Here is a 22,985-nt window from a genome sequence, read left to right on the forward strand (position 1 = left end):
CGGAGCCCCTGACCTGCTGGCCCGTTCGCTCGTGCTCCAGGCCCAACTACTGCTCCATTCGGGCAGATACGAGGAGGCGCGCGCGGCGGCAGAGGAGTCCCTGACCGTCCCGGATGCTCATGCCTCGTCGAGTCGGACCGCCTACTGCCACCTGATGCGAGCCCTGGCGCTGGCCTGGCTGGACCGATCGGACGAGGCATTGGTGACGGTCCGTCACAGCGTCGCCGCCTACCGGTCCGTGATGCCCGGGCACGCCGACCGCTCCCTGGGCAGCCCCGCCGCCGCGCTGCGCGCGCACGCATGGGTCCTCGACCGGGCCGGGCACACGGCCGAGTCCGTCGAGGTGTACCTCCAGTGTGTCGAGCTGCTGCGGGGGTTGTCCTTGTGGCAGCAGTCCCTGCCTGGCCGTGTTCCACACCAGAGTGCTGGCCGAACTGGCAGGCGGGCTGCGGGTGCTCGGCCGGTTCCCGGAGGCGGTCGAGGCGGGCAACGACGCCAGGGAGCGCGTCGGCCCCCTCGTCCCGAGGCTCTACCCGGAAACCCAGGTGATGCGAGCCCAGTTGCTCATCGATCTGGCATGGTGCCTCGGCGCCACCGAGGACCTTCCCCGGGCGCGTGCCACGGCCGAGGAGGCCGTGGCACGCTGCCGGGACCTGCCAGTCGACGCCGAGGCCCCTGCCGAGACCCTGCTCGCGCTCGCCCTGGACTGTCTGGCCCACCACCTCGAACTGCTGGACGCACACACCGAGGAGCGGGCCGTGCGCGAGGAACTCGTCATCCTCTGCGCGCGGTTGGCCATCGCAGGTCCGGAGGCCCACGAGCCCCGGCTCGCCGTCGCCCTCGACGCCCTCGCCCGCTGTCACACGCGCGACGGCGAGGGCTCAGAAGCCGTGACCGCCACCGAACGATCCGTGGAGCTCTACCGCCGCGCCGTCGGGCGCGACCCCCGCCCCTACGAGCCGGAGCTGGCCCGGACACTCGCCAACCTCAGCGTCCGGCTGCGCCTGAGGGGCGAGTTCGAGGGTGCGGTGGCCGCCGGGGACGAGGCGCTGGCGATCACCCGTCGCCTCGCGGGGGCCGACGGGGAGGACGGCCGGTCACCGGTCGCCGACCGCCTGCGGATTCTTGGCCGGGCCCGGTACCGGGCCGAGGACGACGAAGGGGCTGCGGCCTGCTTCGAAGAGGCCGAGACTCTGCTGCGGGAACTCATGAAGGCGGGCGGCCCGGGAACGCATGCGGCCGGACTCGCCGCCGCACAGTCGGCGCTCGCCCGGGCCTTGGGCGCGGCCGCCGACGGGCATCTCGACGCCGGCCGCACGGACGATGCGGCAGTCGCCCTCCGGCGCCTCAAGGAGCTCACCGCTCGCTCCCCGCTGACCGATGTCCACGCGGCCTGTGTCTCCACCTTCGCCCGGGCACGCGACCGGGACGCCGAAGGGACCGTGCGTGCCTGGCAGCGGACCACGGGAGAGTCGTGGCCCACCTTCGTCTACCGGCTCGGCTGAGCCGGGTTGCGGCCCGCGCCGGCGGTTCGGCGGGCACCGTGCCGCGCCAGTGGCTTCCAGGTCCTGCACCGTCGCAGTGCGCTCCGGCCGCAGCCGCGCCACTCGGCGGGGGAGACGCCCGTCCCCTGGCCGGTGCGGGTGATCAGCGCGTTCACCGGGGTCAGCGGGTCCAGGGCCATCGTGGTGCGGGCCAGCAGGACCCCGATCACCAGCGGGGCCAGCGTGACGGCCAGTGTGGTGCCGGTGCTGGTCATCTGCTGCATGCGGGGGCGCGGTGCGTCGGGAGCCATGACTCCATTCCAGCAACGGCGGACCGAAGCGGGATCGGGCGACGTACTCAGTCCGGGCGGCCCGGGTACTCACCCGGGCCGCTGCGGCACCCCGCGCAGGACGGGCTACGCCGTGGTGCCCGGACCGGAACCCGTGCCCGAGGCGGCCTTGATGCCCTTGGTGATGTCGTCCAGGACGGACAGGGCGGGAGCCTTGGCGTTGATGTCGAATCCGGAACGGACGACGATCAGCATGTCCTTGGCCTGCGGTGAGGGGAAGGCCAGGGATTCGACGTACCCGTCGTCGCCGTTCTTCGTGACCACCTTCCAGCGCACCCGGTAGCCCTGCTGGCCGGCCACCGTGACCGCCTCGGACTTCAGTTGCTGGTGCGAGGTGATCCCGCCGTAGATCTTCTCGCCGTAACTCTCCTCGGCATTGGTCGCGATGTCCTTCTCGGCCGTGGCCCTGGCGGTGGTGGTGCTCAGCTTCAGCGCCATGGCGGGGGCGGAGAACACACCGCCGCGCACGCACTTCTCCCCGCTGTCCCCGGGGCAGGTGTACGAGCCGGTGGTCACCCCGGCACCCATGCCCGACTCGCCCTTCCAGCCGTCCGGGACCGGGATGCTGATGCCGCTGGCCATGTCCGTCGCGTAGCCGTCCTCGGTCTGGGGCAGCTGCTGCTCGGGGCTCTGGTTCCCGTTGCCGTTCCCGTCGCCGTTGCCTCCGCTGCCGCCGGGTGCGCCGGGCTGCCGGCTGGGGGCCGGGGAGGGCGAGGTGGAGGGGGCCGTAGCGGTGTTGTCCGTCTTCCCGGAATCATCCGACAGGAGGTACACGCCGCCGCCGATGGCGGCGAGGACCACCACCGCCGCGGTGATGCCGGCGCCGATCCGTATCCGGCGGCTGCGGAGCGTGGCCGGCGGGACCCGGAGCTGATCGGTCCACTGAGTGCCGTCCCACCAGCGTTCCTGAATGGGGCCAAATCCTGTGTACCCGGGGTCTGGATGCCAGCCGGGCGGGCTCGTCTGCGTCACGGCAGCAACCGTAGCCGCGCTGCGTGAGAATCCTATGAACCGGGTGGGAGCCGACCGCCCGACATGTGAGGCTTGGGCGGGCTTGGGTTGCTTCCTGTGATCAATGTCTTCGGCATTCCGCTCTGTGGTGTTGCTGTCAATGTCTGATCGTGGGCATGCCTCGTTCATCGCCGACGGGCTACCGGTACCTGCCGCTGATCCTGCTGCCCGCCGAGGTCGCGGCGACTGTGTGACGTACGACCCGACCCTCCCGTACGGTTCGCGGGAGGGGCGGGGCACGGTGGGCGCACGGCCCACCGCCGGGCCCGGCCGGCACCCGTGGGAAGGCGAACGATGAGCGAGAGTCCCGCCGTACGGATCGAGCGCGACGGACCCGTCTTCACAGTGGTCCTGGCCCGGCCCGACGTCCGCAACGCGGTGGACGGCCCGACCGCCCGCCAACTGGCGGACGCCTTCCGCACCTTCGACGCGGATCCGGATGCGGCGGTGGCCGTGCTGTGGGGTGAGGGCGGCACGTTCTGTGCCGGCGCCGACCTCAAGTCGATCGGTACCGGACGCGGTAACACCGTCACCGCGGAGGGTGACGGGCCGATGGGCCCCACCCGCATGCGGCTCGGCAAACCGGTCATCGCCGCGATCGCCGGGCACGCGGTGGCCGGCGGTCTGGAGCTGGCCGCCTGGTGCGATCTGCGGGTCGCCGAACAGGACGCGGTCTTCGGGGTGTTCTGCCGGCGATGGGGAGTGCCGCTGGTGGACGGCGGCACGGTACGGCTGCCGCGCCTCATCGGTGAGAGCCGGGCCATGGACATGATCCTCACCGGCCGGCCCGTCCCGGCCGACGAGGCGTACGGCATGGGGCTCGTCAACCGGCTCGTCCCCACGGGGCAGTCCCGGAGTGCGGCGGAGCAACTCGCCCGGGAGATCGCCGGGTTCCCCCAGCTGTGCCTGCGCCACGACCGGCTCTCCGTGCGCGAGCAGCACGATATGAGCGAGCCGGAAGCGCTGGCCGCGGAGTACCGGCACGGTCTGGTGCCGCTGACGGCGGGGGAGACGCAGGAGGGCGCCGACCGGTTCGGCCGCGGGGCCGGCCGGCACGGCGCCTTCACCGACTGAGGCGACAGGACGGCGAGTGGAGGGTCCTGCCGGTCCGGGCCGGGGGTGGGTCACGTGCGTGTGAGCTCGTGTTCGCCTAGGGTCCACGCATGAGCGCAAGCAACGAGGAGGAACGGTCCGTGCGGGCCGCCGTCGAGGGTGAACTGAGGCTGCTGGATCCGGGCGTGCGGGCGTCGCCCGACGCGGTGACCGCACTCCTCGACCCGGAGTTCATCGAGTTCGGGGCCTCGGGGCGGCGCTACGACAGGACGTCGATCCTGGCCGTCACCTCCGCCGTCGACGAGGGCGCCCCCGGCCCGAGCGTCGTCACCGAGATGTCGGGCGTGCTGCTGGCCCCGGCCCTCGTCCACCTGACGTACGTCTCGGAGGGCAACGGTCGTCGCGTCAGGCGCAGTTCAATCTGGCGGCGGTCGGAGTCGGGCTGGCGGATGTACTTCCACCAGGGCACGCCGACCGGCCCGGCGTAGCCTCACCTGCGAACACCGGCGAATACCCGGCGGACAGTCCGCAGACGGTTGACTAGGCTCATCGGATGACGGCATCCCGCTATCCCACGAAGCCCCGGCCCGGCGACCGCGTCGCCGTGCTGTCCCCCTCGTCCGGGCTTCCCGGCATCCTTCCGCTGCCGTACGAACTGGGCCTGCGCAGGCTTCGTGACGACTTCGGGCTGGAGCCCGTGGAGTATCCGGCGACCCGGAAGATGGGCTCCACTCCGCAGGAGCGCGCCGCTGACATCCATGCCGCCTTCGCCGACCCGGCGATCAAGGCAGTCATCGCCAGCATCGGCGGGGACGACCAGATCACCGTGCTCCCCCACCTGGACCGTGAACTGCTGCGCGCCCACCCCAAGCCGTTCTTCGGGTACAGCGACAACACCAACCTGCTGGTGTTCCTCGACAGCCTCGGCATCGTCGGCTACCACGGCGGATCGGTGATGGTCGAACTCGGCCGCCCCGGCGCCCTGCACCCGCAGACGGCCGAGTCGCTGCGGGCGGCGCTGTTCACCCACGAGGAGTACGAACTGCCCCAGGCGAAGGAGACCGGCAGCGTCAACAGATCCTGGGAGGACCCGCGGACGTTCGACCACGAACCCGGCCTGCTGCCCGCCGACGACTGGACCTGGCACAACGCCGGCCGGGTGGTCGAGGGGGCGAGCTGGGGTGGCAACCTGGAGATCCTGTCCTGGCTGCTGATGGCCGACCGGGAGATCCGTCCGGCCGCCGAGTACGAGGGCCGGGTGCTGTTCCTCGAAACCTCCGAGGAGATGCCGAGCGCCGACGAGGTGTACCGGATCCTGCGGTGTATGGGGGAGCGCGGGCTCCTGCGCCGGTTCCCGGCGCTGCTGATGGGCCGGGCCAAGAACTGGTCCTTCGAGCAGCCCCTCGATGCCGGGGCCGGGGAGCAGTACCGGGAACGGCAGCGGGAGGCGGTGCTGCGTGCGCTGAACGAGTACGCCCCCGAGACCATGGCCGTCCTCGACGTCGACCTCGGCCACACGGACCCGCAGTTGATCGTCCCGTTCGGCGGGCAGGTGCGGGTGGACGGCGTGGACCGTCGCATCGTGGTGACGTACTAGCGGTGCGGCTGTCCGCCGCCTTTCTGGTCCGACCACATGCAGTGTGTGACATAGTGGGAGATTCGGACAAGAGTGGTCGGCAAGGGAACGGCTCCGGCCGGGGCAGGGGGTGGCGGATGCCCGTCGAATGGCAGCCCGTACGGCAGTCGCGGACACATGAACTGGTGCTCCAGAGCATCGAGCAGCGGGTGTTCGCCGGTGACCTCAAGGCCGGTGACCGGCTGCCGCCCGAACGCGAGCTCGCCCCGGTCCTCGGGGTCAGCCGGTCGGCCCTGCGTGAGGCGCTGCGGGTGCTGGAGACCATCGGCGTCCTGGTGGCCCAGCCGGGCCGGGGCCCGGACGCCGGGGCGCGCATCGTCCGCAATCCCGACGACGCTCTCGGGCGTCTGCTACGGCTCCACTTCGCCCTCGGCAGCTACAGCCTGGAGGACGTGCTGGAGGCGCGCGTCACCCTGGAGCGGTCCAGCTTCGAGGCCGCCGCGCGGCACGCGTCCGCAGCGGATCTGGACGAGGCCGAGGCCCTGCTCGTACGGATGGGGGAGCCGGGGGTCGACGTGCCCGAGTTCAACGACCTGGACACCCGCTTCCATGTCCAGATCGCCCGCAGTTCCGGCAACGAGCTGACCTCCACGCTCACCTCCGCCGTCCGCGAGTCGGTCCGGCCGCTGATCCTGCGGGCCCTGGAGGCGGCCGAGGACTGGCCGGCCACCGCCGCCGCACTCAACGCGGACCACACCGAACTGCTCCGCCTGGTGCGGGCGGGAGAGGGTGCGCGGGCCGCCGATGTGGTCGAGGCGCACATCCGGGGGCTGCACGGAAAGCTGGTCGACGAGAAGACCACTGCCTGAGCCACGGACGGAGCCGTCGCCGTGCCCCCTGCCAGGGGCGCCGCGACGGCTTTTGTGTGCGCGGGTACCGGTGGGTGTCACCCGGCCGCCGATGTCGCACCCTTTCCTGTTTCGGCTGGAGGATAGTATGGTCGGACCATAAAGCTCCTTGAGCATCATGCAGAGAATTGATCGGGGAGACCCCATGCGCATCGGACTCTTCGCCACCTGTCTGGGAGACACGCTCTTCCCCGAGGCGGTGAAATCCACCGCGGTGCTGCTGGCCCGCCTGGGCCATGAAGTGGTGTTCCCGCCGGGCCAGACCTGCTGCGGTCAGATGCACGTCAACACCGGCTACCAGCGCGAGCCCGTCCCCCTGGTGCGCAACTTCGCCGAACAGTTCGGTGACGCCTCCATCGACGCGGTCGTCATGCCGTCCGGCTCCTGCGCGGGCTCGGTGCGCCACCAGCACGAGATCGTCGCGGAACGGTACGGGGACGCGGAGCTGCGCGCGGGCGTCGCCACGGTGAAGGCCAAGACGTACGAGCTCTCCGAGTTCCTCGTCGACGTGCTGGACGCCACCGACGTCGGCGCGTACTTCCCGCACCGAGTCACGTACCACCCCACCTGCCACTCCCTGCGCATGCTCCGGGTCGGCGACAAACCGCTGCGACTGCTGCGGGCGGTCGACTCGATCGATCTGGTCGAACTGCCTGAGGCCGACGCCTGCTGCGGATTCGGCGGCACCTTCGCCATGAAGAACGCCGACACGTCGACCGCGATGCTCCAGGACAAGATGCGCAACATCGCCACCACCGGCGCCGCCGTGTGCACCGCCGGAGACTCGTCCTGTCTGATGCACATCGGCGGCGGGCTCTCCCGGATCAAGTCCGGCACCCGGACCCTGCACCTGGCCCAGGTCCTCTCCTCCACCCGCACCTTGCCGCACGTCCTGACGGAGGCCGCCCGATGAGCAGCACCTTCCTCGGCATGCCCGCGACCCCGCCCCGCTCCCCGTACGGCACGGGCAACCTGCGCGGCGACCGGAAGTTCCCCGCGGCCGCGCACGACGATCTGGGCAACGGGCAACTGCGCCGCAACCTCGGCAAGGCCACCCACACGATCCGCGCCAAACGCCTCAACGTCACCGGCGAGCTGCCCGACTGGGAGGAGCTGCGCGACGCGGGATCAGCCATCAAGACCGACACCATGAACCGGCTCCCCGAACTCCTGGAGGAGCTGGAGCGCAAGGTCACCGAACGCGGCGGCATCGTCCACTGGGCACGGGACGGCGGCGAGGCCAACGAGATCGTCGCGCGGCTGATCAAGGAGACCGGCAGCAAGGAGGTCATCAAGGTCAAGTCGATGGCCACCCAGGAGATCGGCCTCAACGAGCACCTCGAATCGATTGGCATCACCCCGTACGAGACGGACCTCGCCGAGCTCATCGTGCAGCTCGCCCACGACAAGCCGTCGCACATCCTGGTACCCGCGATCCACCGCAACCGGGACGAGATCCGGGAGATCTTCCTCAAGGAGATCCCGGGCGTCGACCCGTCCCTGGACAACGTCCCCGCCCACCTGGCGGCAGCGGCCCGCGCCTATCTGCGCGAGAAGTTCATGACGACGAAGGTCGCCGTCTCGGGAGCCAACTTCGGCATCGCCGAGACCGGCACCCTGTCCGTCGTCGAGTCGGAGGGCAACGGCCGCATGTGCCTGACGCTGCCCGACACCCTGATCACTGTCATGGGCATCGAGAAGGTGCTGCCGCGCTACCAGGACCTGGAAGTCTTCCTGCAGTTGCTGCCGCGTTCCTCCACCGGTGAGCGGATGAACCCGTACACGTCGATGTGGACGGGAGTCACCCCCGGCGACGGGCCGCAGACCTTCCACCTGGTGCTGCTCGACAACGGACGCACCGCGGCCCTCGCGGACCGGATCGGCCGGGAGGCGCTCAACTGCATCCGCTGCTCCGCGTGTCTCAACGTCTGCCCGGTGTACGAACGGGCCGGCGGCCACGCCTACGGATCGACGTACCCCGGACCGATCGGCGCCGTCCTCACCCCGCAGCTCGCCGGCATGAACGCAGCCAAGGACGACCCCAACAGCTCACTGCCGTACGCCTCCAGCCTCTGCGGCGCCTGCTTCGATGCCTGCCCCGTCAAGATCGACATCCCTTCCCTGCTGGTCGAGCTGCGCCACCAGCACACCGAACAGTCCGGCACCACGGCCGAGAAGCTCGCCATGAAGGCGGCGGCCGGAGTGATGAAGAGCCCGAAGCTGTTCACGGCCGCACAGAAGGCGTCAGGGCTCGGCCGCGTACTCGCCGGACGGGACGGGAAGATCTCGCACCTGCCCCCGCCGTTCAACGGCTGGAGCGACAGCCGCGACACCCCCGCCCCGCCCAAGGAGACCTTCCGCTCCTGGCTGGCCTCGGCCGAGGGCGCGGCGACGATGCGGGCCGCCGCCGACGAGTACGCGCAGAACCAGCAGCAGGAGGAGAAGTGACGACCGCTCGCGAAACCGTGCTCGGCCGTGTCCGGGACGCCCTGGCCCTGGCACCGGCTGCCGACACCCCGGTCCCGCGCGCCTACCGCACCGGGCGCACCCTCCCGGACGAGGAGCGCCTGGCGCTGTTCACCGACCGGCTCGTCGACTACAAGGCCCAGGTCCACCCCTGCACCGCCGACCGCACGGCCGAAGTCGTCGCCGAGGTGCTGCGGGAGCAGGGAGCGGGCCGGATCGGCGTGCCCGCCGGCCTCGACCCGCAGTGGCTCACCGCCTACGACGGAGAGGTCCAGCAGGACTCCGCCGACATCCCCGCCCCGCGGCTTGACGCCCTCGACGGGGTCGTCACCGGCTCGGCCGCCGGCTGCGCCGAGACCGGCACGATCTTTCTGGACGGCTCGCCCGACCAGGGGCGGCGGGCGCTGTCCCTGGTGCCCGACCTGCACGTCTGTGTCGTCGATCTGTCGACCGTGGAGGCGGGCGTGCCGGAGGCGGTGGCCCGGCTGGTGCCGGAGCGGCCGACGACGCTGATCAGCGGCCCGTCGGCCACCTCCGACATCGAACTCGAACGAGTGGAGGGCGTACACGGCCCGCGCACCCTGGCGGTCGTGATCCGCACGGACGCGTAGAGAACTGTGAGGGCCGCGGTTCACCAGGGCGGTCCGGCGATCCGAATCCAGGACGTGCGGCGATCGCCGCACGGGCGGTCGCGAACCGGCGTTACCTGGGCGACGGTGGGACCGGTTGTTCTGCAGGAGTGTCGGCCAGGATCACCATGGGATCGGCCAGCAATGCGGAGAAGCCCAGTTCGGCGGCGCCCACGAGGACGGCATCGTCGCCGAGTGCGCTCACGCGCAGCCGGAGGTTCTCGCGGGAGGCGGCGAGTGTGCTGATGTTGATGCGGCTGCGGATCTGTGCGGCAGCGCCGAGGAACACGTCGCGAAGCATGCCACCGAAGATGACGACGCTGGGGTTGAAGAGGGTGACCAGGTTGGCGACACCGACGCCGAGCCAGTCGCCGACCTGGTGCAGCGCGGCGCGCGCGACGATGTCTCCGCGGTCGGCGGCGGAGACGACGGCGTGCACCTCCTCCTTGCCGGTGGCCTGTGGGTCACGGCCGGCGGCGGCGAGCAGCGCTCGTTCGCCGGCCTCGGCTTCCAGACAGCCGCGAGCGCCGCATCCGCAGAGGGTGCCGCCCCGCGGGTTGACGATCATGTGGCCGACCTCGCCACCGTAGCCGTCCGCGCCGCGCAGCAGGCGGCCGTCAGTGACCAGGCCGCCGCCGATACCGATGTCCCCGTGGAGGTAGACGACGTTGTCACTGCCGAGTCCGGCGCCCCGCAGGTGTTCGGCGAGGGCGCCGAGGTTCGCTTCGTTGTCCACCTCGACGGGGACGCCGAGGTCGAGCCGGCGGGTGAGTTCCGTGCAGAAGTCCTGATCGGTCCAGCCCATGTTCGGCGCGCGCCGCACCAGGCCGTCGGGGTGACGGACTATTCCCCGTACCGCCACGCCGACGCCGACGCAGCGGCTGCCGGGTTCTGCGGTCGCCAGCATCTGCCGGGCGAAACCGGTGAGAGCGTCGGCGACCTCTCCGGGATCGTCGGGTTCGTCCAGGGGCCAGGGACTCTCACGGCGGTCGAGGAAGATACCGCCGAGTCCGATGCGGGCGGCCGCGAGGCGGTCCACCCCGACGTCATACGCGAGGACGTACACGTGTGACGATTCGGGCCGAACGACCAGTGAGGGCCGTCCCGCCCGGCCGGTGTCGCGCGGAAGTTCCTCAAGGACGAGCCCGGCTGTGGTCAGATCGGTGACCAGTCCCAGGATGGTGCTGCGGTTGAGCCCCATGCGGTCGGCGAGGACCGCCCGGGAGACGGGTCCCTCGATATGTACGTGACGGAGAAGGGTACTGAGGTTGTGCCGTCGGATCTCCTCTTGGGAATGACCGGCTTTCATGGCGCGGGGACCTCATTGTCGCGGGGGCGCGGAGCGGTCATCGCTGTACGGCTCGGCGTCGGGACAGCGCGTCCACGCCCGCGGCCACCAGCAGTACCGAACCCGTGACAGCGTACTTGACGCCTGAGCTGTACCCCATGAGTCCCATGCCGTTCTGGATGACGGCCACCAGCATTCCGCCCAGGACGGCGTCGATGACCCGGCCCCGCCCGCCGAAGAGACTGGTGCCGCCGATGACGGCGGCACCGACCGCGAGCAGCAGGACGTTGCTGCCGCCGGTGTTGGGGTCGACGGAGTTGCCCCGGGAGGCCGCGATGATGCCACCGACCGCCGCCATGGCCGAGCAGATGACGAATGCGGCGATCCGTATGAACGCGACGTTGATGCCGGCCCGTCGGGCCGCCTCGGCGTTGCCGCCGACGGAGTAGATGTGGAGACCGAACGGTGTGCGCTGGAGGACGAACGTGCCGAGCACGAGCAGGACGCCGATGAGAGGCACGACGATCGGTACGCCCTGCAGAGAGACGACCACCGCATTGCGGCTGCGTTCCTGGTTGAGCAGGTGCACGGCCAGGGCGCCGAGCACCGTCGGCACGCCGAGGCGGACGGCGATCAGCATCGGCGGGGGTGTCGTCAGGCCCCGGCGGCGGCGGTTGTGGTGACGGCGGAGCAGGATCGCCGCGTACGCCGCGACGCCGCCGGCCAGCAGAAGCCATCCGGCCGTGGGTGAGAGGTTGTTGTTGGCGACGGCGAGGAGGGTCTTGTCCTCGATGGAGATGTTCGTGCCCTCCTTCAGCAGGATCAGCACGATGCCCTGGAAGCCCAGGAACGCGGCCAGCGTGACCACGAACGACGGAATGCCCACCTTCGCGACCAGCGTGCCCAGGAGGAGGCCGATGACCACGCCGGTCAGCATGGCCGCGACGACGGCGCCGTACCACGGCCATCCGTGGTTGGTCAGGAGGATGGCCAGGACGGCGGCGCAGACGCCGCTGGCGTATCCGGCGGACAGGTCGATCTCCCCGAGCAGGAGCACGAAGACCAGCCCCATGGCAATCGCGATGCTGCCTGCTCCCTGGGTGAGCAGGTTGGCGAAGTTGAGGTCGGAGAAGAAGACCGGGCTCAGGATCCCGAAGAAGACGCAGAGTACGGCCAGGCCGAGCACTGCGGGCAGGGCCCCGAGTTCGCCGCCGCGCAGCCGGTCGCGGTAGCCGCTGGCCAGGGAACGAAGACCGGCGGCGGTGGTGCCGGTCTGCTTGCCGGACGGGGCAGGGCCTTCGGGCTGCTCCGGCTTCTCGGGGACGACGGCGGTGGTCATGCGGCTGCTCCGTTGGTTTCGGCGAGGCCCAGGTTCCCGCTGCGGCCCGAGGTGATCAGTTCGACGAGTTGGGTGTGTGTCACGTCCGAGGTCCTTACCTGGGCGGCCGTCCGGCCCAGGTAGAGGGCGGCGATCTGGTCGGACACCGCGAAGACGTCGTTCATGTTGTGCGAGATGAGCACCACGGCCAGGCCGTTGTCGGCCAGCCGCCGTACCAGTTCCAGGACCTGGGCGGTCTGGGCGACGCCCAGCGCGGCGGTCGGCTCGTCGAGGATGACGAGCTTGCTGTTCCACAGCACGGCCTTGGCGATGGCGACGGTCTGGCGCTGGCCGCCGGAGAGGCTGGAGACCCGCTGCCTGAGGGACTTGACGGTCCTGACCGAGAGCCCGGCGAGGGTCTTGGCGGCCATCTCCTCCATGGTCGCGTCGTCGAGGACCAGGCCACTGCGCTTCTCCCGGCCCAGGAACATGTTCTGGACGATGTCGAGGTTGTCGCACAGGGCCAGGTCCTGGTACACGATCTCCACGCCCAGCCCGGCGGCGTCCCGTGGGCTGTGCATCTGTACCTGCTCGCCGCCGAACCAGTACTCGCCGGCGTCGATGGAGTGGATCCCCCCGATGCACTTCACCAGGGTGGACTTGCCGGCGCCGTTGTCGCCCACGAGGGCGGTCACTTCGCCCGGGTGGGCGCTGAAGGCCACGTCGTGCAGCACCTGCACCGCGCCGAAACTCTTGTTGATTCCGCGCAGTTGGAGGATGGGGGTCGCTGTCATGGAGGACGGCTCCTGAAGTCGTGGACCGCGGGTCCCGGGCGGGTGCGGTGTTCCCGGGACCCGCGGCCGGCGGGTCGGGTCCGGCTGGAGGGGTTACTGGATGCCGGACTCGGTGCACAGGTCGGCGTACTTGCCGGTGCACAGTTCGGCCTTGGTCACGAATCCGTCGTTCACGACGTCCTTGACGTTGTCCTTGTAGATGGCGACCGGGGCGAGCAGCACAGCCGGCACGTCACGCTTGCCCTCGGGGTCCTGGACACTCGCGGTGGTCTTCCCCTTCTGGCCCTTGGCCAGGGCGACGGCCAGCTCGGAGGTCGCGTCGGCCTCCTTCTTGACCGCCTTGTAGACGGTCATGCACTGGTCGCCGGCCAGGATGTTCTGCAGACCCTGCACGGTGGCGTCCTGTCCGGTCACCGGTACCTGGCCGTTGCGGTGGTTCTTGCGCAGCACCGCGATGGCCGCGTTGCCGAGACCGTCGTTGGCGGCCAGCACCCCGCCGATCCTGGACTGGCTGGTGAGCATCTGCTCGAAGATGGTGCCTGCCTGGGCGTTGTCCCAGTCGGGCACGGACTGGTTGGGACCCTTGACGTAGTCGCCGGAGGCGTACTTGGGGTCGAGGACGCCGTTGTAGCCGTCGGCGAAGAGTGTGGCGTTGTTGTCGGTGGGCGAGCCGTTCAGCTCGGCGATGACCGGCTTCTTCACCTTCTTGTCCGCCAGGCACTTGCCCAGGCCCTCGCCCTGCAGCTTGCCGACCGCGGTGTTGTCGAAGCTCACGTAGTACTGGGCGGAGCCGCCGAGCGTCAGCCGGTCGTAGTCGATGGTGGCCACGCCCTGGGCCTTGGCCTTGTCCAGGACGGCCTTGCCGGTGCCGCTGTCGAGGTTGACGATCACCAGCACGTTCACGCCGCTGCTGATCATCTGGTCCGCGATCGTCTGGAACGCCTGCTTGTCGCCCTGAGCGTTCTGGATGTCGTAGTCCACCCCCGCCGCTTTGAACGCCTTGGTGAGGAACGGGCGGTCGGCCGTCTCCCAGCGGGCGGACGACTTGCTGTCCGGGAGGATCACGCCGATCTTCGACTTCTTGCCGCCGGAATCCGACGAGGCGCTGCCGGACGAAGAGTTCCCGCAGGCGGTGAGAGTCGTCAGCAGCGCCACGGAGGCGGTGGTGAGGAGCAGTCCCTTGCGCATGGGCGGGGTCCTTTCTGGGAGTGCGGCCGGGGGTGCACCGGCCCACGGATGGTTCACACAGGGATGCGGGAGACGGAAGCGCACGCTTGACCGGCTTCGGCGGGGTATCGATGTATCCGCCGCGCTGAATGTTGTGGGCGACAACATATGACTCTTCCCGGCCTCCCGGCCAGCCCCGCGCAACCCCGGGATCGACGAAATGCGATAACGAATAGGCCACTTGCCGAAATCTCGAGAGCCGGCCCGGGCTCCGACCGCGCCAACCGGCGGAACGCGAAGCGCTCCAGGGCCGGCAGCGCAGGGCGGCCGGCAACCGCAGACTCCGCTACCGCGGCACCCTCGCCCATAACGCCTGCGAGGGGCCGCCCGGCCTACGGCCGGACAACCCCTCGCCAAGATCCTTTACAAGTCTCCCTGCGGGGACGGGGGCTGCGCCTCGGCGCACCCCCCGTCCCCGTCGTCAGCCGTGCTCGACCGTCACCGGACCGAAGCCGATCCGGGTCGTCGCCGAGTCCTCGGCCCAGCACACCTCGACGGTGTCCCCGTCGACGTTCACCCCGCTCACCGCCGTGTCGAGTGCATCCGCTTCCGGCTCCGCGCTCAGCGAGGCCAGCGCCACCAGGACCACCGTGCCCTCCGCGTCCGCGCCCAGCCGGGGCAGCACCGCCCACGGCGTGTACGCCGTGCCCTGCGGGGCGCGAACCTCGTCCCGCGACTCCCAGCCGTGCAGACCGTACAGCGCGGATGTCACCGCGGACTCGGGACCGGTCGCCCAGCCCGTCTGCTCCACCCGGGCGCCGTGCGGGGCGCCGAGCACCCGGTGCACGCGGAGTTCGTACCGGCCGCGGACCACCGTCACGCTCTCCACCCGCAGACCCGGCACCATCGGCGCCCCGCCCGCGAACACCGGACGGTGCCAGGACGCCGCCCAGCCCCAGCCGTCGCCCCCGCCCGCGCCCAGCGGGCGAATGGCCCGGCGGCCGCTGCGGTTACCGGCGACGACCACGGCCAGGTGGTTGTCGGCCGTGTTCCCCCGCGCGGTGGGACCGGTGACCGTCGAGTACGCCTGACGGCTGTACAGCGGGTCGTCCTGCACCGCCGACTCACCCTCGTGCGGCCGGACATGGTCGCTGCCGTGGTTGTGCAGCCGTACGATCCCGTCCGCCCGCGTCGACTGGACGAGCAGCCCCGGCGCGGACAGTGCGAGCACCCGGTCGGGTCCCTCGCTGGGTGCCGGCTCCTCGGTGGCCGTCCACAGCGGGTGGTCCGCCGGGGCGAGCAGGGAGACGAAGGCCTTGGACGCCCAGTACGGGGAGGCGGGACCCGAGTAGGGCTGGAGCGTCGCCTCGTGCGGACCGTGCCAGCCCAGGCTCAGCAGACCGTCGGTGCCGGTCGCGCCGCGGTCCAGGAAGTAGCGCAGCGACCCGCTGATCACCCGGCGGGAGGCACCCGGCGTGAGCGGGGTGTGCCCGGTGAGCGCGCCGAGCCCGACCGCCGAACCGGCCGCGAACCGGTAGGACAGCGAACGGCCGAAGTGGATCGGGGCACCGTCCCCGCCGAACAGCAGCGCGAAGCTCTCCAGGTGCTCGCGCAGCCGCGCCCCGTAGTGCGCGGACAGCTCGGCGTCGCCGGAGAGGTGGGCGTCCAGCACGGGGTAGAGGTGCAGCGCCCAGCCGTTGTAGTGGTCGAAGGCGCTGCCGTCGCCGTCCGCGTACCAGCCCTGACCGCGGTACCAGCTCTCCATCAGGTCCTGTGCCCGCTCGCGGGCGCGAGCCGTCTCCGCGTCCCCGCGGCCCACCGACTCCAGGAACCCGGCCACCGAGTAGGGGAACAGGTACCAGTTGTTCGGTGCGGGGGTGTGGCGCAGCGCGCCGCGCAGCCACTCCTCGGCGCGGTCCTGCACGGCCGGGTCCAGCCGGTCCCAGAGCCAGGGCCGGGTGAGCCGCAGCCCGATGGCGACCGAGGCGGACTCCACCATGGGCTGGCCGAAGACGGTGTGGTCGAGGATCAGCGGCCACGACTCGGCGTCGTCCCGGCCCGGCGTACGGGTACCGGCCGCGAGTCCGTCCGCGTACCGGTCGAGCCAGCCGTGCGGGTCCTTGCCGTCCGCGCCCGCGACCCGGAACGCGGCGGCGAGGAACGTGCGCGCGTATCCCTCCAGACCGTCGGAACGGACCCCGGACGCGGAGGGGCGTCCGGGCAGGTCGAGAAGCGCGCTGCCGGGGGTGGCCCACTGCCAGGCGGCCTTCAGCAGACCGTCGGCCGCCGCCTCCCAGTGAGCGCGGGTGTAGCCGGTGACCGGGCTCACGGTCCGGTCGTCGGCGGGGAGTTCCAGGGGGGATTCGGGGTGCGGATCGGTCATGCGAGGAATGCCAGCCTTTCGCGTCGTACGGGATGGGCGAAGCCGTCGCCCGCGGCCCAGCGTTCCGCCTCGCCCACCGCCAGGTCGACGAGCCGCTGCCACTCATTGCCCTGCGAGCCCGCCAGATGCGGGGTGATCAGGGCGTTCTCGCACTCCCACAGGGGGTGGTCGGCCGGCAGCTTGTCGGGGTCGGTGACGTCCAGGACCGCGCGGATGCGGTCCGTTCTCAGGACATCGACGAGCGCGTCCTGATCGACGACGGCGCCCCGCGCGGTGTTGAGGAGCACGCCGTCCGGGCGCATCGACATGAGCAGGTCCCGGCTGACGAGTCCGCGCGTTGCGGGCAGCAGCGGGGTGTGGACGCTCACCACATCGCTCCGCGCGAACAGTTCACCGAGTCCGACGGGCCGGACGCCGAGCTCGGCCGCCTCCGCGTCGGAGACGTACGGATCGTGGAGCAGCACCCGCAGGTCGTAGGGGCGCAGCAGCTCGATGACCCGGCGGCCGATGAGCGAAGCGGACAGGATGCCCACCGTCCGGCCGTAGTTTCCCAGGGTGGGCGAGGTGGTCAGCGAGTCGTCGCGGCGGCGCTCCGAGCGGTAGGCCTGCGCCCGTTCCAGGGCCCGTTTGCCGGAGAGCAGGATCATCGCGACGGTGTACTCCGCGACCGGGAGCGCGTTGGCGGCCGCGGCCGACGACACCTCGATGCCGCGCTCCCAGCAGGCGTCGGTGATGTGCCCGCGGACGCTGCCCGCGGTGTGCACCACCGCCCGCAGCCGGGGCGCGGAGGCGAGCGCCGCCGCGTCGAGGGGCGGACAGCCCCACCCGGTGACCAGGAGTTCCGTGTCCGCGAGCACGGTACGGGCCCGGTCGGTGGTGAAGTCGTCGAGTACGGGCGGTGGTGCGAGGTCGCACACCTGGGAGAGCGCGGCCAGCGACCGGGCGTTCAGCAGCGCGGCAGCGGTGCCCGGCTGCATGGCGACGGCGGCGCGCGGCCGTCGCCTTCCGGTAGGTGCGAGGGGGGTGGTGCCGGTCATTCTTCTCCTGGTTCCGGAGGGGGTGCGGGGTCCGGCTACTTCACGGCTCCGGCGGTGAGCCCCGACTTCCAGAAGCGCTGGAGCAGCGCGAAGGCGAGGATCAACGGCAGGACCGCGAGCAGCGACCCCATGATCACCACGGGGTAGTACTCGGGTGAGACGGTGGCGGCGCTGTTCCACGTGTAGAGGCCGAGGCTGACGGGATAGAGGTCCTGGTCGGACAGCATGACCATGGGCAGGAAGAAGTTGTTCCAGATCGCGGTGAGCTGGAAGAGGAACACGGTGACGAGACCGGGGCCGAGCATCCGCATGGCGACCCGGAAGTACGTGGTCAGTTCGCCGGCCCCGTCCACCCGGGCCGCTTCCAGAACCTCGTTCGGTACGTAGCCCTGGCTGAAGATCCGGCCGAGGTACACGCCGAACGGATTGAAGAGCACCGGTATGAAGACCGACCAGAAGGTGTTCACCAGTCCGGTGCCCGACGCCATCAGATACAACGGCAGGGCCAGCACGGTCTGTGGCACCATCACCGCGGCGAGCACGAGGCCGAACAGCTTCTCCTTGTGCGCGAAGCGGTACTTGTCGAAGGCGTAGCCGCAGGCGATGCTGATCAGCGCCCCGAGCGCGGCTCCGAGGACCGCGTACAGCAGGCTGTTGCCGTACCACCGCGTGTACAGGCCCCCGTCCATCGCGAACACGTCCTTGAGGTTCTGCGCGAAGGAGAAGTGGTCGAGCGACAGGATGTCGCTGCCGAACAGCGCGTCCCGGTTCTTGGACGCCGCGAGCACCAGCCACAGCACCGGCAGCAGCGTGTACAGCACGGAGATGCCGACGACGAGGTTGACGACGGAGCGGCCGAGAAGCCGGGGCCGCAGGACGGCGGCGGTGCGGGTGGGAGCGGTCGCGCTCATCGGGCGTCCTCCTCGGCGGCGTTGGAACGGTTGGTCCAGCGGGTCACGCCGTAGGAGAGCGCGATCGTGCACACCAGCAGGACGACCGAGGCAGCCGCGGCCAGGCCGTAGTTGTTACGGGTGAACGCGGCGTCGTAGATGTACATGCTGGGCGAGAAGCGCGAGCTGATCATCGGCGTCGCCTGGCTCAGCAGCATCGGTTCGGTGAACAGCTGCAGCGCGAAGATCAGGGTGAACATCGCGACCATCACGACGGAGGAACGCACCAGGGGCGTCTTGATCTGGAGTGCGGTGCGGACCGGTCCGGCGCCGTCGACGACGGATGCCTCGATGACTTCGCGCGGCACCGCCTGCAGGGCGGCGTAGAAGACCACCATGTTGTAGCCGAGGTTGCTCCACAGGGCGATGTTCACGATCGAGGGCACCACCGAGTGCACCCCGAGGAAGTTGATCGTGATGTCCGCCTTGCCGAGCAGGTCGATCACCGGGCTCAGCCCCGGTGTGTAGAGGTAGAGCCAGATGACGGCTGCGATGATGCCGGGCACGGCGTGCGGCAGGAAGAGCCCGAGCTGGGCCCAGGAGCGCAGCCGCACCACTCCGGAGTCCAGCAGCAGCGCCAGCGCGAGCGCGCCGGTGACCATGACCGGGATGTAGATCACGCAGTACAGGACGACGGTGCCGAGACCGCTCAGGAACGTCGGGTCGGTCAGTACGGCGGTGTAGCTGCGCAGCCCGACGAAGACCGTGCGCTCCGGGCCGAAGCCGAGCCCCGGCTGGTCGTCGCTGAAGAAGCTGAGCCAGACGGCGGTGACGACCGGGATCAGGAAGACCGTCACCAGAAGGATGAAGAAGGGGGTCATCAGGGCGCCGGCCGCGCCGAGTTCACGGCGGCGTGCCGACTTTCGGGCGGTGCGCGGGGACGTGGTGGGTGCCGGCGCCGCCGCGGATACGCTCACGGGGGCGGAAGCCGGCGTGGTGACTGGGCTGGTCATCGGTGTCACCTGCCTCTCTGCTGCAGGGAAGGGGGACGGACTGCGGCTCAGCTGCTGTGCTCGGTGGTGGACAGACCCAGCGCCTTGAGGTCGGGCATGGTGCCCTGCTGGGCCGCGCGCACGGAGTCGAGCAGCGAGCCCTGGCCGCCGCTCACCCGGGCGAAGCCGTCCTGCATGACCTTCAGCGTCGCGGTCATCCGCGGCCCCCAGGTCCAGCCGTCCCGGATCTTGTGGGCCTCCTGCTCGAACAGGGTGTAGACGTCCTGGCCGCCGTAATAGCTGCGGTCGAAGGCCTTGCGGCCGACGGCGACGAGGCCGGGGGCGGCCGGGTACTGGCTGCTGGCGCCGCTGGAGAGCCGGGCGCGCAGGGCGTCGGGGTGCGAGACCTGCCACTCGATGAACTCCAGCGCGGCCTCCGGGTGCCTGCTGCTCCTGGTGACCGCGAAGGTGGATCCGCCGTGGGTGCCGAGCGCGGCATCGGCCGGGTCCCACTGGGGGAGCGGCGCGATGGCCCACTTGCCCTTCTGGCCGGGCCGGGCGTTCATCTGCGCCCCGGCGTCCCAGGCGCCACTGAGCCGGACCAGGACCTGGCCGTCGGTGACCTGGGCGTCGTACTGGCGGCTGTCCACGGGCGTCATGAAGACCAGGTCCTGGTCGATCAGCCGCTGCCAGTACGCCGCCACACGGCGGCTCGGCTCGTCGGTGAGCGAGACGTTCCAGGCACCATTGCGGGTGTCGAACCACTGGGCGCCGGCCTGCCAGGCGAACCCGGAGAACTGCGGTGCGCCGTCCGTGGCGAAGGCCGCCAGCCGCCGGCCGGGCGCCTTGTCGCGTACGGTACGGGCCGTCTCCTCGAACTCTTCCCAGGTGCGCGGGACTTCGATGCCGTATGTGTCGAAGAGGTCGGTGCGGTAGTGCATCACCATCGGTTCGACGTCGAGCGGGATGCTGAAGACGCGCTTCTCGAAGGTGGTCAGCCCCAGGGCCTGCGGCAGCAGTTTGGCCCGCAGGCTGTCGCTCATCAGGTCCGTGAGTTCCAGGGTGACTCCGTCGATGGCGAAGCCCGGGATCTGGGGGTACTCGATCGTCGCGACGTCGGGGGCGTTGCCGGCCCGGGAGGCGTTGCTGAGTTTCGCGTATCCGCCCTGCCCCCCTGTGGGGATCTGCTGGAAGTCGACCTGGACGGTGCTGTGCGTCCGGTTGAACGCGTCCACCACTTCCTGGCTCCCGCGCAGGGCGGACCAGAAGGTGATGTGCGTGGTGTTCCGGCCCCTGTTGCTGACGGTGCTGGTCCTGCTCGTGCTGTCCGCCCCCGATGTACCACCGCTGCAAGCGCTCAGTGCGCCCGCCAGCGGTAGTGCGGTCATCGTGGCGAGCACGGATCGACGGCTGTGTCGACCGGGCATGGGCGCCTCCCGCGGCTCCTGAATGAAGACACGGGGAATCCTGATCGGCTGATCGGTAGCGGTCAATAGATCGCTCAGAAGAAAAATAAAGCGGTCAAACGATCAGCTCATGGCGGGGGTGATCGCCTGAGCCGATCCCCGTACCTTCAACTCGGGCAGCACCTGCGTCCGGCGCACCGGGCCGGCCGCCCCGGCCGCTCCGGAGAGCCGGTGGAGCAGAAGCTCGGCGGCAGCCCTGCCGATCTCCGCCCTCGGCGGCGCCACCGCGGTCAGCGGGGTGCTGCCCAGCGCCGCGACCACGTCGTCGTACGCCACCACCGAGCAGTCCCGGGGCACCTGCACCCCGCTCTCGGCCAGCCGTTGCACCAGCATCAGCGCGTCCACGTCGCCATGCAGCACGGCAGCCGTCGCCCCGCGCTCGCGCAGCAGCGCCGCGAGATCGAGATCGGGCGCGTCGTCCCTGCTTCCGGACGGGACGCCGGGCACCGGGCGCGCCCCGGACGGGCCGGGCCCGGGCACCGCGTCCGGCGAACTCAGCACCACCGTCCATTCGTCCACCTCAGGGTGGGCGGCCGCGATCTCGGCGAACGCGGCGCGTACGGTGCGTGCCGTCGGGCTGTCGTCCCGTGCGGCCAGCACGATCCGGCGGTGGCCCAGCGACACCAGGTGATCCACGGCGAGATGCGTCCCGTACCAGTGGTCGGAACACACGGAGTCCAGGGCGTGCAAGGTGCTGCCCGGCCGGGGCCGCCGCTCCATCAGCACGGTCGGCACGCCCGCGTCGGCCAGCCAGTCGTAGTCCAGCTCCTCGGAGAGCACGCTGCGCCACCGGGGGGCGATCAGCAGCCCGCGCGCCCCGTCCGCCAGTGCCCGCTCCACCAGCGGCCGTTCGGCATCGGCCGACTGCGGCGCGAGGTACAGCGCGATGCGGATTCCGGACTCCTCCAGCACGGTCCGGGCACCGTGCAGCGTCTCGTACAGGTACGAATGCCGCTCCGGTACGACCAGGGCGACCGCACCCCCGTCGCCTGCGGGATCGCCGCCCCGTGGCGCGGGCACCGCCGGCGGCCCCGCCGGATCGCGCACCGGCCGGGCCACGCCGTGCCCGCGCCGCAGCCGCCCCGCCCGCGCCAGCTCCTCCACGTCCCGCCGCACCGTGACCACGGAGACGGCCAGTTCGTCCGCGAGCGCGCTGACCTTGACCGCACCGCGCGACTCCACCACCGCCAGGATTCGCTGACGCCTGAGTTCAACCGGCTCCCGCATGTCTTTGGCCCCCTTGCCCTGCCGCTGTGCGTTGTGCGTTTGAACGCTTCGTGTGAGCGCTTGGAGCGCAGCATAGCCATGCGGCAGTCAGGGCTCACTCAAGGCCGAAAATCACAGGGATTACGATCTGTCCCTGGCATGGACACCCTCACACTCTGGCAACTGGCGGCGCTGGCCGCGGCATCCGCACTCGTCGGCTTCTCCAAGACGGCCGTCAGTGGTGCCAACACGATCAGTCTCGCGGTCTTCGCGGCGGTACTGCCCGCCCGCGAGTCCACCGGAGTACTGCTCCCGATCCTCATCGCCGGCGATCTGCTGGCCGTGCTCACCTACCGACGCCATGCGCACTGGCCGACCCTGCTCCGCCTCTTCCCGGCCGTCGCCGTGGGCGTGGTGGCGGGCACGCTGTTCATGATGTGGGCCGGCGACGCCGCCGTACGGACCTCCATCGGCGCGATCCTGATCTTCATGGCGGGCGTCACGATCTGGCGGCGCCGCACCGCGGCCGCGGGCGAGGAGCCGGCGGCCGGCGGGGAGCCGCCCACCGCGGCCGAGCGGTTCAAGGCGCGCTCGTACGGGGTGCTCGGGGGATTCACGACCATGGTCGCCAACGCGGGCGGCCCCGTCATGTCGCTCTATCTGCTCTCCGCCGGGTTCCGCAAACTCGGCTTCCTCGGCACATCGGCGTGGTTCTTCCTCATCGTCAACACGTCCAAGGTGCCGTTCAGCGTGGGCCTCGGGCTGATCGACGCTCGGTCGCTGCTGCTGGACGCCTGCATGCTCGCGTTCGTCGTCCCGGGTGCCTGGATCGGCCGGAAATGTGTGGACCGGATCAACCAGCGGCTCTTCGAGCGCCTCGTCATCGGCGCCACCGTGCTGGGTGGCCTGCAACTGCTCCTGAACCCGTGAGGCCCCTCCGGATCGTCGTGATCCGGAGGGGCCGGCA

At 70.7% G+C, this 22,985-nt stretch carries 21 protein-coding genes; 9 read left to right on the forward strand and 12 right to left on the reverse strand.

Annotated elements, in window-relative coordinates:
- The first annotated feature begins 407 nt into the window (after positions 1 to 407).
- A complete protein-coding gene (locus SH922_RS36580; protein ID WP_393062834.1) occupies positions 408 to 1,505 on the forward strand; it encodes a tetratricopeptide repeat protein in 1,098 nt (365 codons plus the stop codon).
- Here SH922_RS36580 and SH922_RS36585 read toward each other — a convergent pair.
- Positions 1,490 to 1,795 (reverse strand): hypothetical protein, encoded by a 306-nt coding sequence (locus tag SH922_RS36585; protein WP_393062835.1) that lies wholly within the window; start codon positions 1,793 to 1,795, stop codon positions 1,490 to 1,492. The two genes, SH922_RS36580 and SH922_RS36585, sit on opposite strands and share 16 nt — an antisense overlap.
- Positions 1,796 to 1,900: 105 nt before the next feature.
- Positions 1,901 to 2,806 carry a DUF2510 domain-containing protein gene (locus SH922_RS36590; protein WP_393062836.1) on the reverse strand — a complete coding sequence of 302 codons (906 nt, stop codon included), beginning with the start codon at positions 2,804 to 2,806 and terminating at the stop codon, positions 1,901 to 1,903.
- A gap of 333 nt (positions 2,807 to 3,139) precedes the next feature.
- Here SH922_RS36590 and SH922_RS36595 point away from each other — a divergent pair, with 333 nt between their 5' ends.
- The 7 genes from SH922_RS36595 to SH922_RS36625 all read left to right on the forward strand — a co-directional run bounded on the left by SH922_RS36595 (position 3,140) and on the right by SH922_RS36625 (position 9,459).
- Positions 3,140 to 3,919: a crotonase/enoyl-CoA hydratase family protein gene (locus SH922_RS36595; protein WP_393062837.1), complete on the forward strand. Its 780-nt coding sequence runs from the start codon at positions 3,140 to 3,142 to the stop codon at positions 3,917 to 3,919.
- An 89-nt stretch (positions 3,920 to 4,008) separates the two neighbouring features.
- Positions 4,009 to 4,386, forward strand: a complete 378-nt coding sequence (locus SH922_RS36600; protein ID WP_393062838.1) for a DUF4440 domain-containing protein — start codon at positions 4,009 to 4,011, stop codon at positions 4,384 to 4,386.
- Positions 4,387 to 4,451: 65 nt separating this feature from the next.
- Complete coding sequence (locus SH922_RS36605; protein WP_393062839.1) at positions 4,452 to 5,495, forward strand: S66 peptidase family protein; 1,044 nt, start codon at positions 4,452 to 4,454, stop codon at positions 5,493 to 5,495.
- Positions 5,496 to 5,611: 116 nt separating this feature from the next.
- Positions 5,612 to 6,343 (forward strand): FadR/GntR family transcriptional regulator, encoded by a 732-nt coding sequence (locus SH922_RS36610; protein ID WP_393062840.1) that lies wholly within the window; start codon positions 5,612 to 5,614, stop codon positions 6,341 to 6,343.
- Positions 6,344 to 6,527: 184 nt separating this feature from the next.
- Complete coding sequence (locus tag SH922_RS36615; RefSeq protein WP_393062841.1) at positions 6,528 to 7,295, forward strand: (Fe-S)-binding protein; 768 nt, start codon at positions 6,528 to 6,530, stop codon at positions 7,293 to 7,295.
- Positions 7,292 to 8,830: a LutB/LldF family L-lactate oxidation iron-sulfur protein gene (locus SH922_RS36620; RefSeq protein WP_393062842.1), complete on the forward strand. Its 1,539-nt coding sequence runs from the start codon at positions 7,292 to 7,294 to the stop codon at positions 8,828 to 8,830. The genes SH922_RS36615 and SH922_RS36620 overlap by 4 nt, the downstream gene beginning before the upstream one ends.
- Positions 8,827 to 9,459 carry a lactate utilization protein C gene (locus SH922_RS36625; protein WP_393062843.1) on the forward strand — a complete coding sequence of 211 codons (633 nt, stop codon included), beginning with the start codon at positions 8,827 to 8,829 and terminating at the stop codon, positions 9,457 to 9,459. The genes SH922_RS36620 and SH922_RS36625 overlap by 4 nt, the downstream gene beginning before the upstream one ends.
- A 91-nt stretch (positions 9,460 to 9,550) precedes the next feature.
- On the opposite strand, the gene SH922_RS36630 is transcribed toward SH922_RS36625, so the two are convergent.
- From SH922_RS36630 to SH922_RS36675, 10 genes are all read right to left on the reverse strand, one after another.
- Positions 9,551 to 10,786, reverse strand: a complete 1,236-nt coding sequence (locus SH922_RS36630) for an ROK family protein (RefSeq protein WP_393062844.1) — start codon at positions 10,784 to 10,786, stop codon at positions 9,551 to 9,553.
- Between the two features lie 37 nt (positions 10,787 to 10,823).
- Positions 10,824 to 12,104 carry a sugar ABC transporter permease gene (locus SH922_RS36635; protein ID WP_393062845.1) on the reverse strand — a complete coding sequence of 427 codons (1,281 nt, stop codon included), beginning with the start codon at positions 12,102 to 12,104 and terminating at the stop codon, positions 10,824 to 10,826.
- A complete protein-coding gene (locus tag SH922_RS36640) occupies positions 12,101 to 12,877 on the reverse strand; it encodes an ATP-binding cassette domain-containing protein (RefSeq protein WP_393062846.1) in 777 nt (258 codons plus the stop codon). The genes SH922_RS36635 and SH922_RS36640 overlap by 4 nt, the downstream gene beginning before the upstream one ends.
- Before the next feature lie 93 nt (positions 12,878 to 12,970).
- Positions 12,971 to 14,065 (reverse strand): sugar ABC transporter substrate-binding protein, encoded by a 1,095-nt coding sequence (locus SH922_RS36645; protein ID WP_393062847.1) that lies wholly within the window; start codon positions 14,063 to 14,065, stop codon positions 12,971 to 12,973.
- A gap of 460 nt (positions 14,066 to 14,525) precedes the next feature.
- Positions 14,526 to 16,427: a DUF2264 domain-containing protein gene (locus SH922_RS36650; protein WP_393062848.1), complete on the reverse strand. Its 1,902-nt coding sequence runs from the start codon at positions 16,425 to 16,427 to the stop codon at positions 14,526 to 14,528.
- Positions 16,424 to 17,464 carry a hydroxyacid dehydrogenase gene (locus SH922_RS36655; protein ID WP_393062849.1) on the reverse strand — a complete coding sequence of 347 codons (1,041 nt, stop codon included), beginning with the start codon at positions 17,462 to 17,464 and terminating at the stop codon, positions 16,424 to 16,426. Before SH922_RS36655 ends, SH922_RS36650 begins: the two co-directional genes overlap by 4 nt.
- Before the next feature lie 35 nt (positions 17,465 to 17,499).
- On the reverse strand, positions 17,500 to 18,375 hold the full coding sequence (locus SH922_RS36660; RefSeq protein ID WP_393062850.1) for a carbohydrate ABC transporter permease: 876 nt from the start codon (positions 18,373 to 18,375) through the stop codon (positions 17,500 to 17,502).
- Positions 18,372 to 19,367: a carbohydrate ABC transporter permease gene (locus SH922_RS36665; protein WP_393062851.1), complete on the reverse strand. Its 996-nt coding sequence runs from the start codon at positions 19,365 to 19,367 to the stop codon at positions 18,372 to 18,374. The genes SH922_RS36660 and SH922_RS36665 overlap by 4 nt, the downstream gene beginning before the upstream one ends.
- 47 nt (positions 19,368 to 19,414) lie before the next feature.
- On the reverse strand, positions 19,415 to 20,773 hold the full coding sequence (locus tag SH922_RS36670; RefSeq protein WP_393062852.1) for an ABC transporter substrate-binding protein: 1,359 nt from the start codon (positions 20,771 to 20,773) through the stop codon (positions 19,415 to 19,417).
- Between the two features lie 102 nt (positions 20,774 to 20,875).
- A complete protein-coding gene (locus SH922_RS36675; RefSeq protein ID WP_393062853.1) occupies positions 20,876 to 22,039 on the reverse strand; it encodes a substrate-binding domain-containing protein in 1,164 nt (387 codons plus the stop codon).
- A 138-nt stretch (positions 22,040 to 22,177) separates the two neighbouring features.
- On the opposite strand from SH922_RS36675, the gene SH922_RS36680 reads away from it, so the two are divergent.
- Positions 22,178 to 22,948 carry a sulfite exporter TauE/SafE family protein gene (locus SH922_RS36680; protein ID WP_393062854.1) on the forward strand — a complete coding sequence of 257 codons (771 nt, stop codon included), beginning with the start codon at positions 22,178 to 22,180 and terminating at the stop codon, positions 22,946 to 22,948.
- The last annotated feature ends 37 nt before the right edge of the window (positions 22,949 to 22,985 follow it).

Source organism: Streptomyces sp. LN549 (assembly GCF_043203805.1).
In the GTDB taxonomy this organism is placed as follows: Bacteria; Actinomycetota; Actinomycetes; order Streptomycetales; family Streptomycetaceae; genus Streptomyces.

Coding starts and splice junctions, on each gene's coding strand:
- SH922_RS36585 (WP_393062835.1), bottom strand. CDS start 1,795: ATGGCTCCCGACGCACCGCGCCCCCGCATGCAGCAGATGACCAGCACC.
- SH922_RS36595 (WP_393062837.1), top strand. CDS start 3,140: ATGAGCGAGAGTCCCGCCGTACGGATCGAGCGCGACGGACCCGTCTTC.
- SH922_RS36600 (WP_393062838.1), top strand. CDS start 4,009: ATGAGCGCAAGCAACGAGGAGGAACGGTCCGTGCGGGCCGCCGTCGAG.
- SH922_RS36605 (WP_393062839.1), top strand. CDS start 4,452: ATGACGGCATCCCGCTATCCCACGAAGCCCCGGCCCGGCGACCGCGTC.
- SH922_RS36610 (WP_393062840.1), top strand. CDS start 5,612: ATGCCCGTCGAATGGCAGCCCGTACGGCAGTCGCGGACACATGAACTG.
- SH922_RS36615 (WP_393062841.1), top strand. CDS start 6,528: ATGCGCATCGGACTCTTCGCCACCTGTCTGGGAGACACGCTCTTCCCC.
- SH922_RS36620 (WP_393062842.1), top strand. CDS start 7,292: ATGAGCAGCACCTTCCTCGGCATGCCCGCGACCCCGCCCCGCTCCCCG.
- SH922_RS36630 (WP_393062844.1), bottom strand. CDS start 10,786: ATGAAAGCCGGTCATTCCCAAGAGGAGATCCGACGGCACAACCTCAGT.
- SH922_RS36635 (WP_393062845.1), bottom strand. CDS start 12,104: ATGACCACCGCCGTCGTCCCCGAGAAGCCGGAGCAGCCCGAAGGCCCT.
- SH922_RS36640 (WP_393062846.1), bottom strand. CDS start 12,877: ATGACAGCGACCCCCATCCTCCAACTGCGCGGAATCAACAAGAGTTTC.
- SH922_RS36645 (WP_393062847.1), bottom strand. CDS start 14,065: ATGCGCAAGGGACTGCTCCTCACCACCGCCTCCGTGGCGCTGCTGACG.
- SH922_RS36650 (WP_393062848.1), bottom strand. CDS start 16,427: ATGACCGATCCGCACCCCGAATCCCCCCTGGAACTCCCCGCCGACGAC.
- SH922_RS36655 (WP_393062849.1), bottom strand. CDS start 17,464: ATGACCGGCACCACCCCCCTCGCACCTACCGGAAGGCGACGGCCGCGC.
- SH922_RS36660 (WP_393062850.1), bottom strand. CDS start 18,375: ATGAGCGCGACCGCTCCCACCCGCACCGCCGCCGTCCTGCGGCCCCGG.
- SH922_RS36665 (WP_393062851.1), bottom strand. CDS start 19,367: ATGACCAGCCCAGTCACCACGCCGGCTTCCGCCCCCGTGAGCGTATCC.
- SH922_RS36670 (WP_393062852.1), bottom strand. CDS start 20,773: ATGCCCGGTCGACACAGCCGTCGATCCGTGCTCGCCACGATGACCGCA.
- SH922_RS36675 (WP_393062853.1), bottom strand. CDS start 22,039: ATGCGGGAGCCGGTTGAACTCAGGCGTCAGCGAATCCTGGCGGTGGTG.
- SH922_RS36680 (WP_393062854.1), top strand. CDS start 22,178: ATGGACACCCTCACACTCTGGCAACTGGCGGCGCTGGCCGCGGCATCC.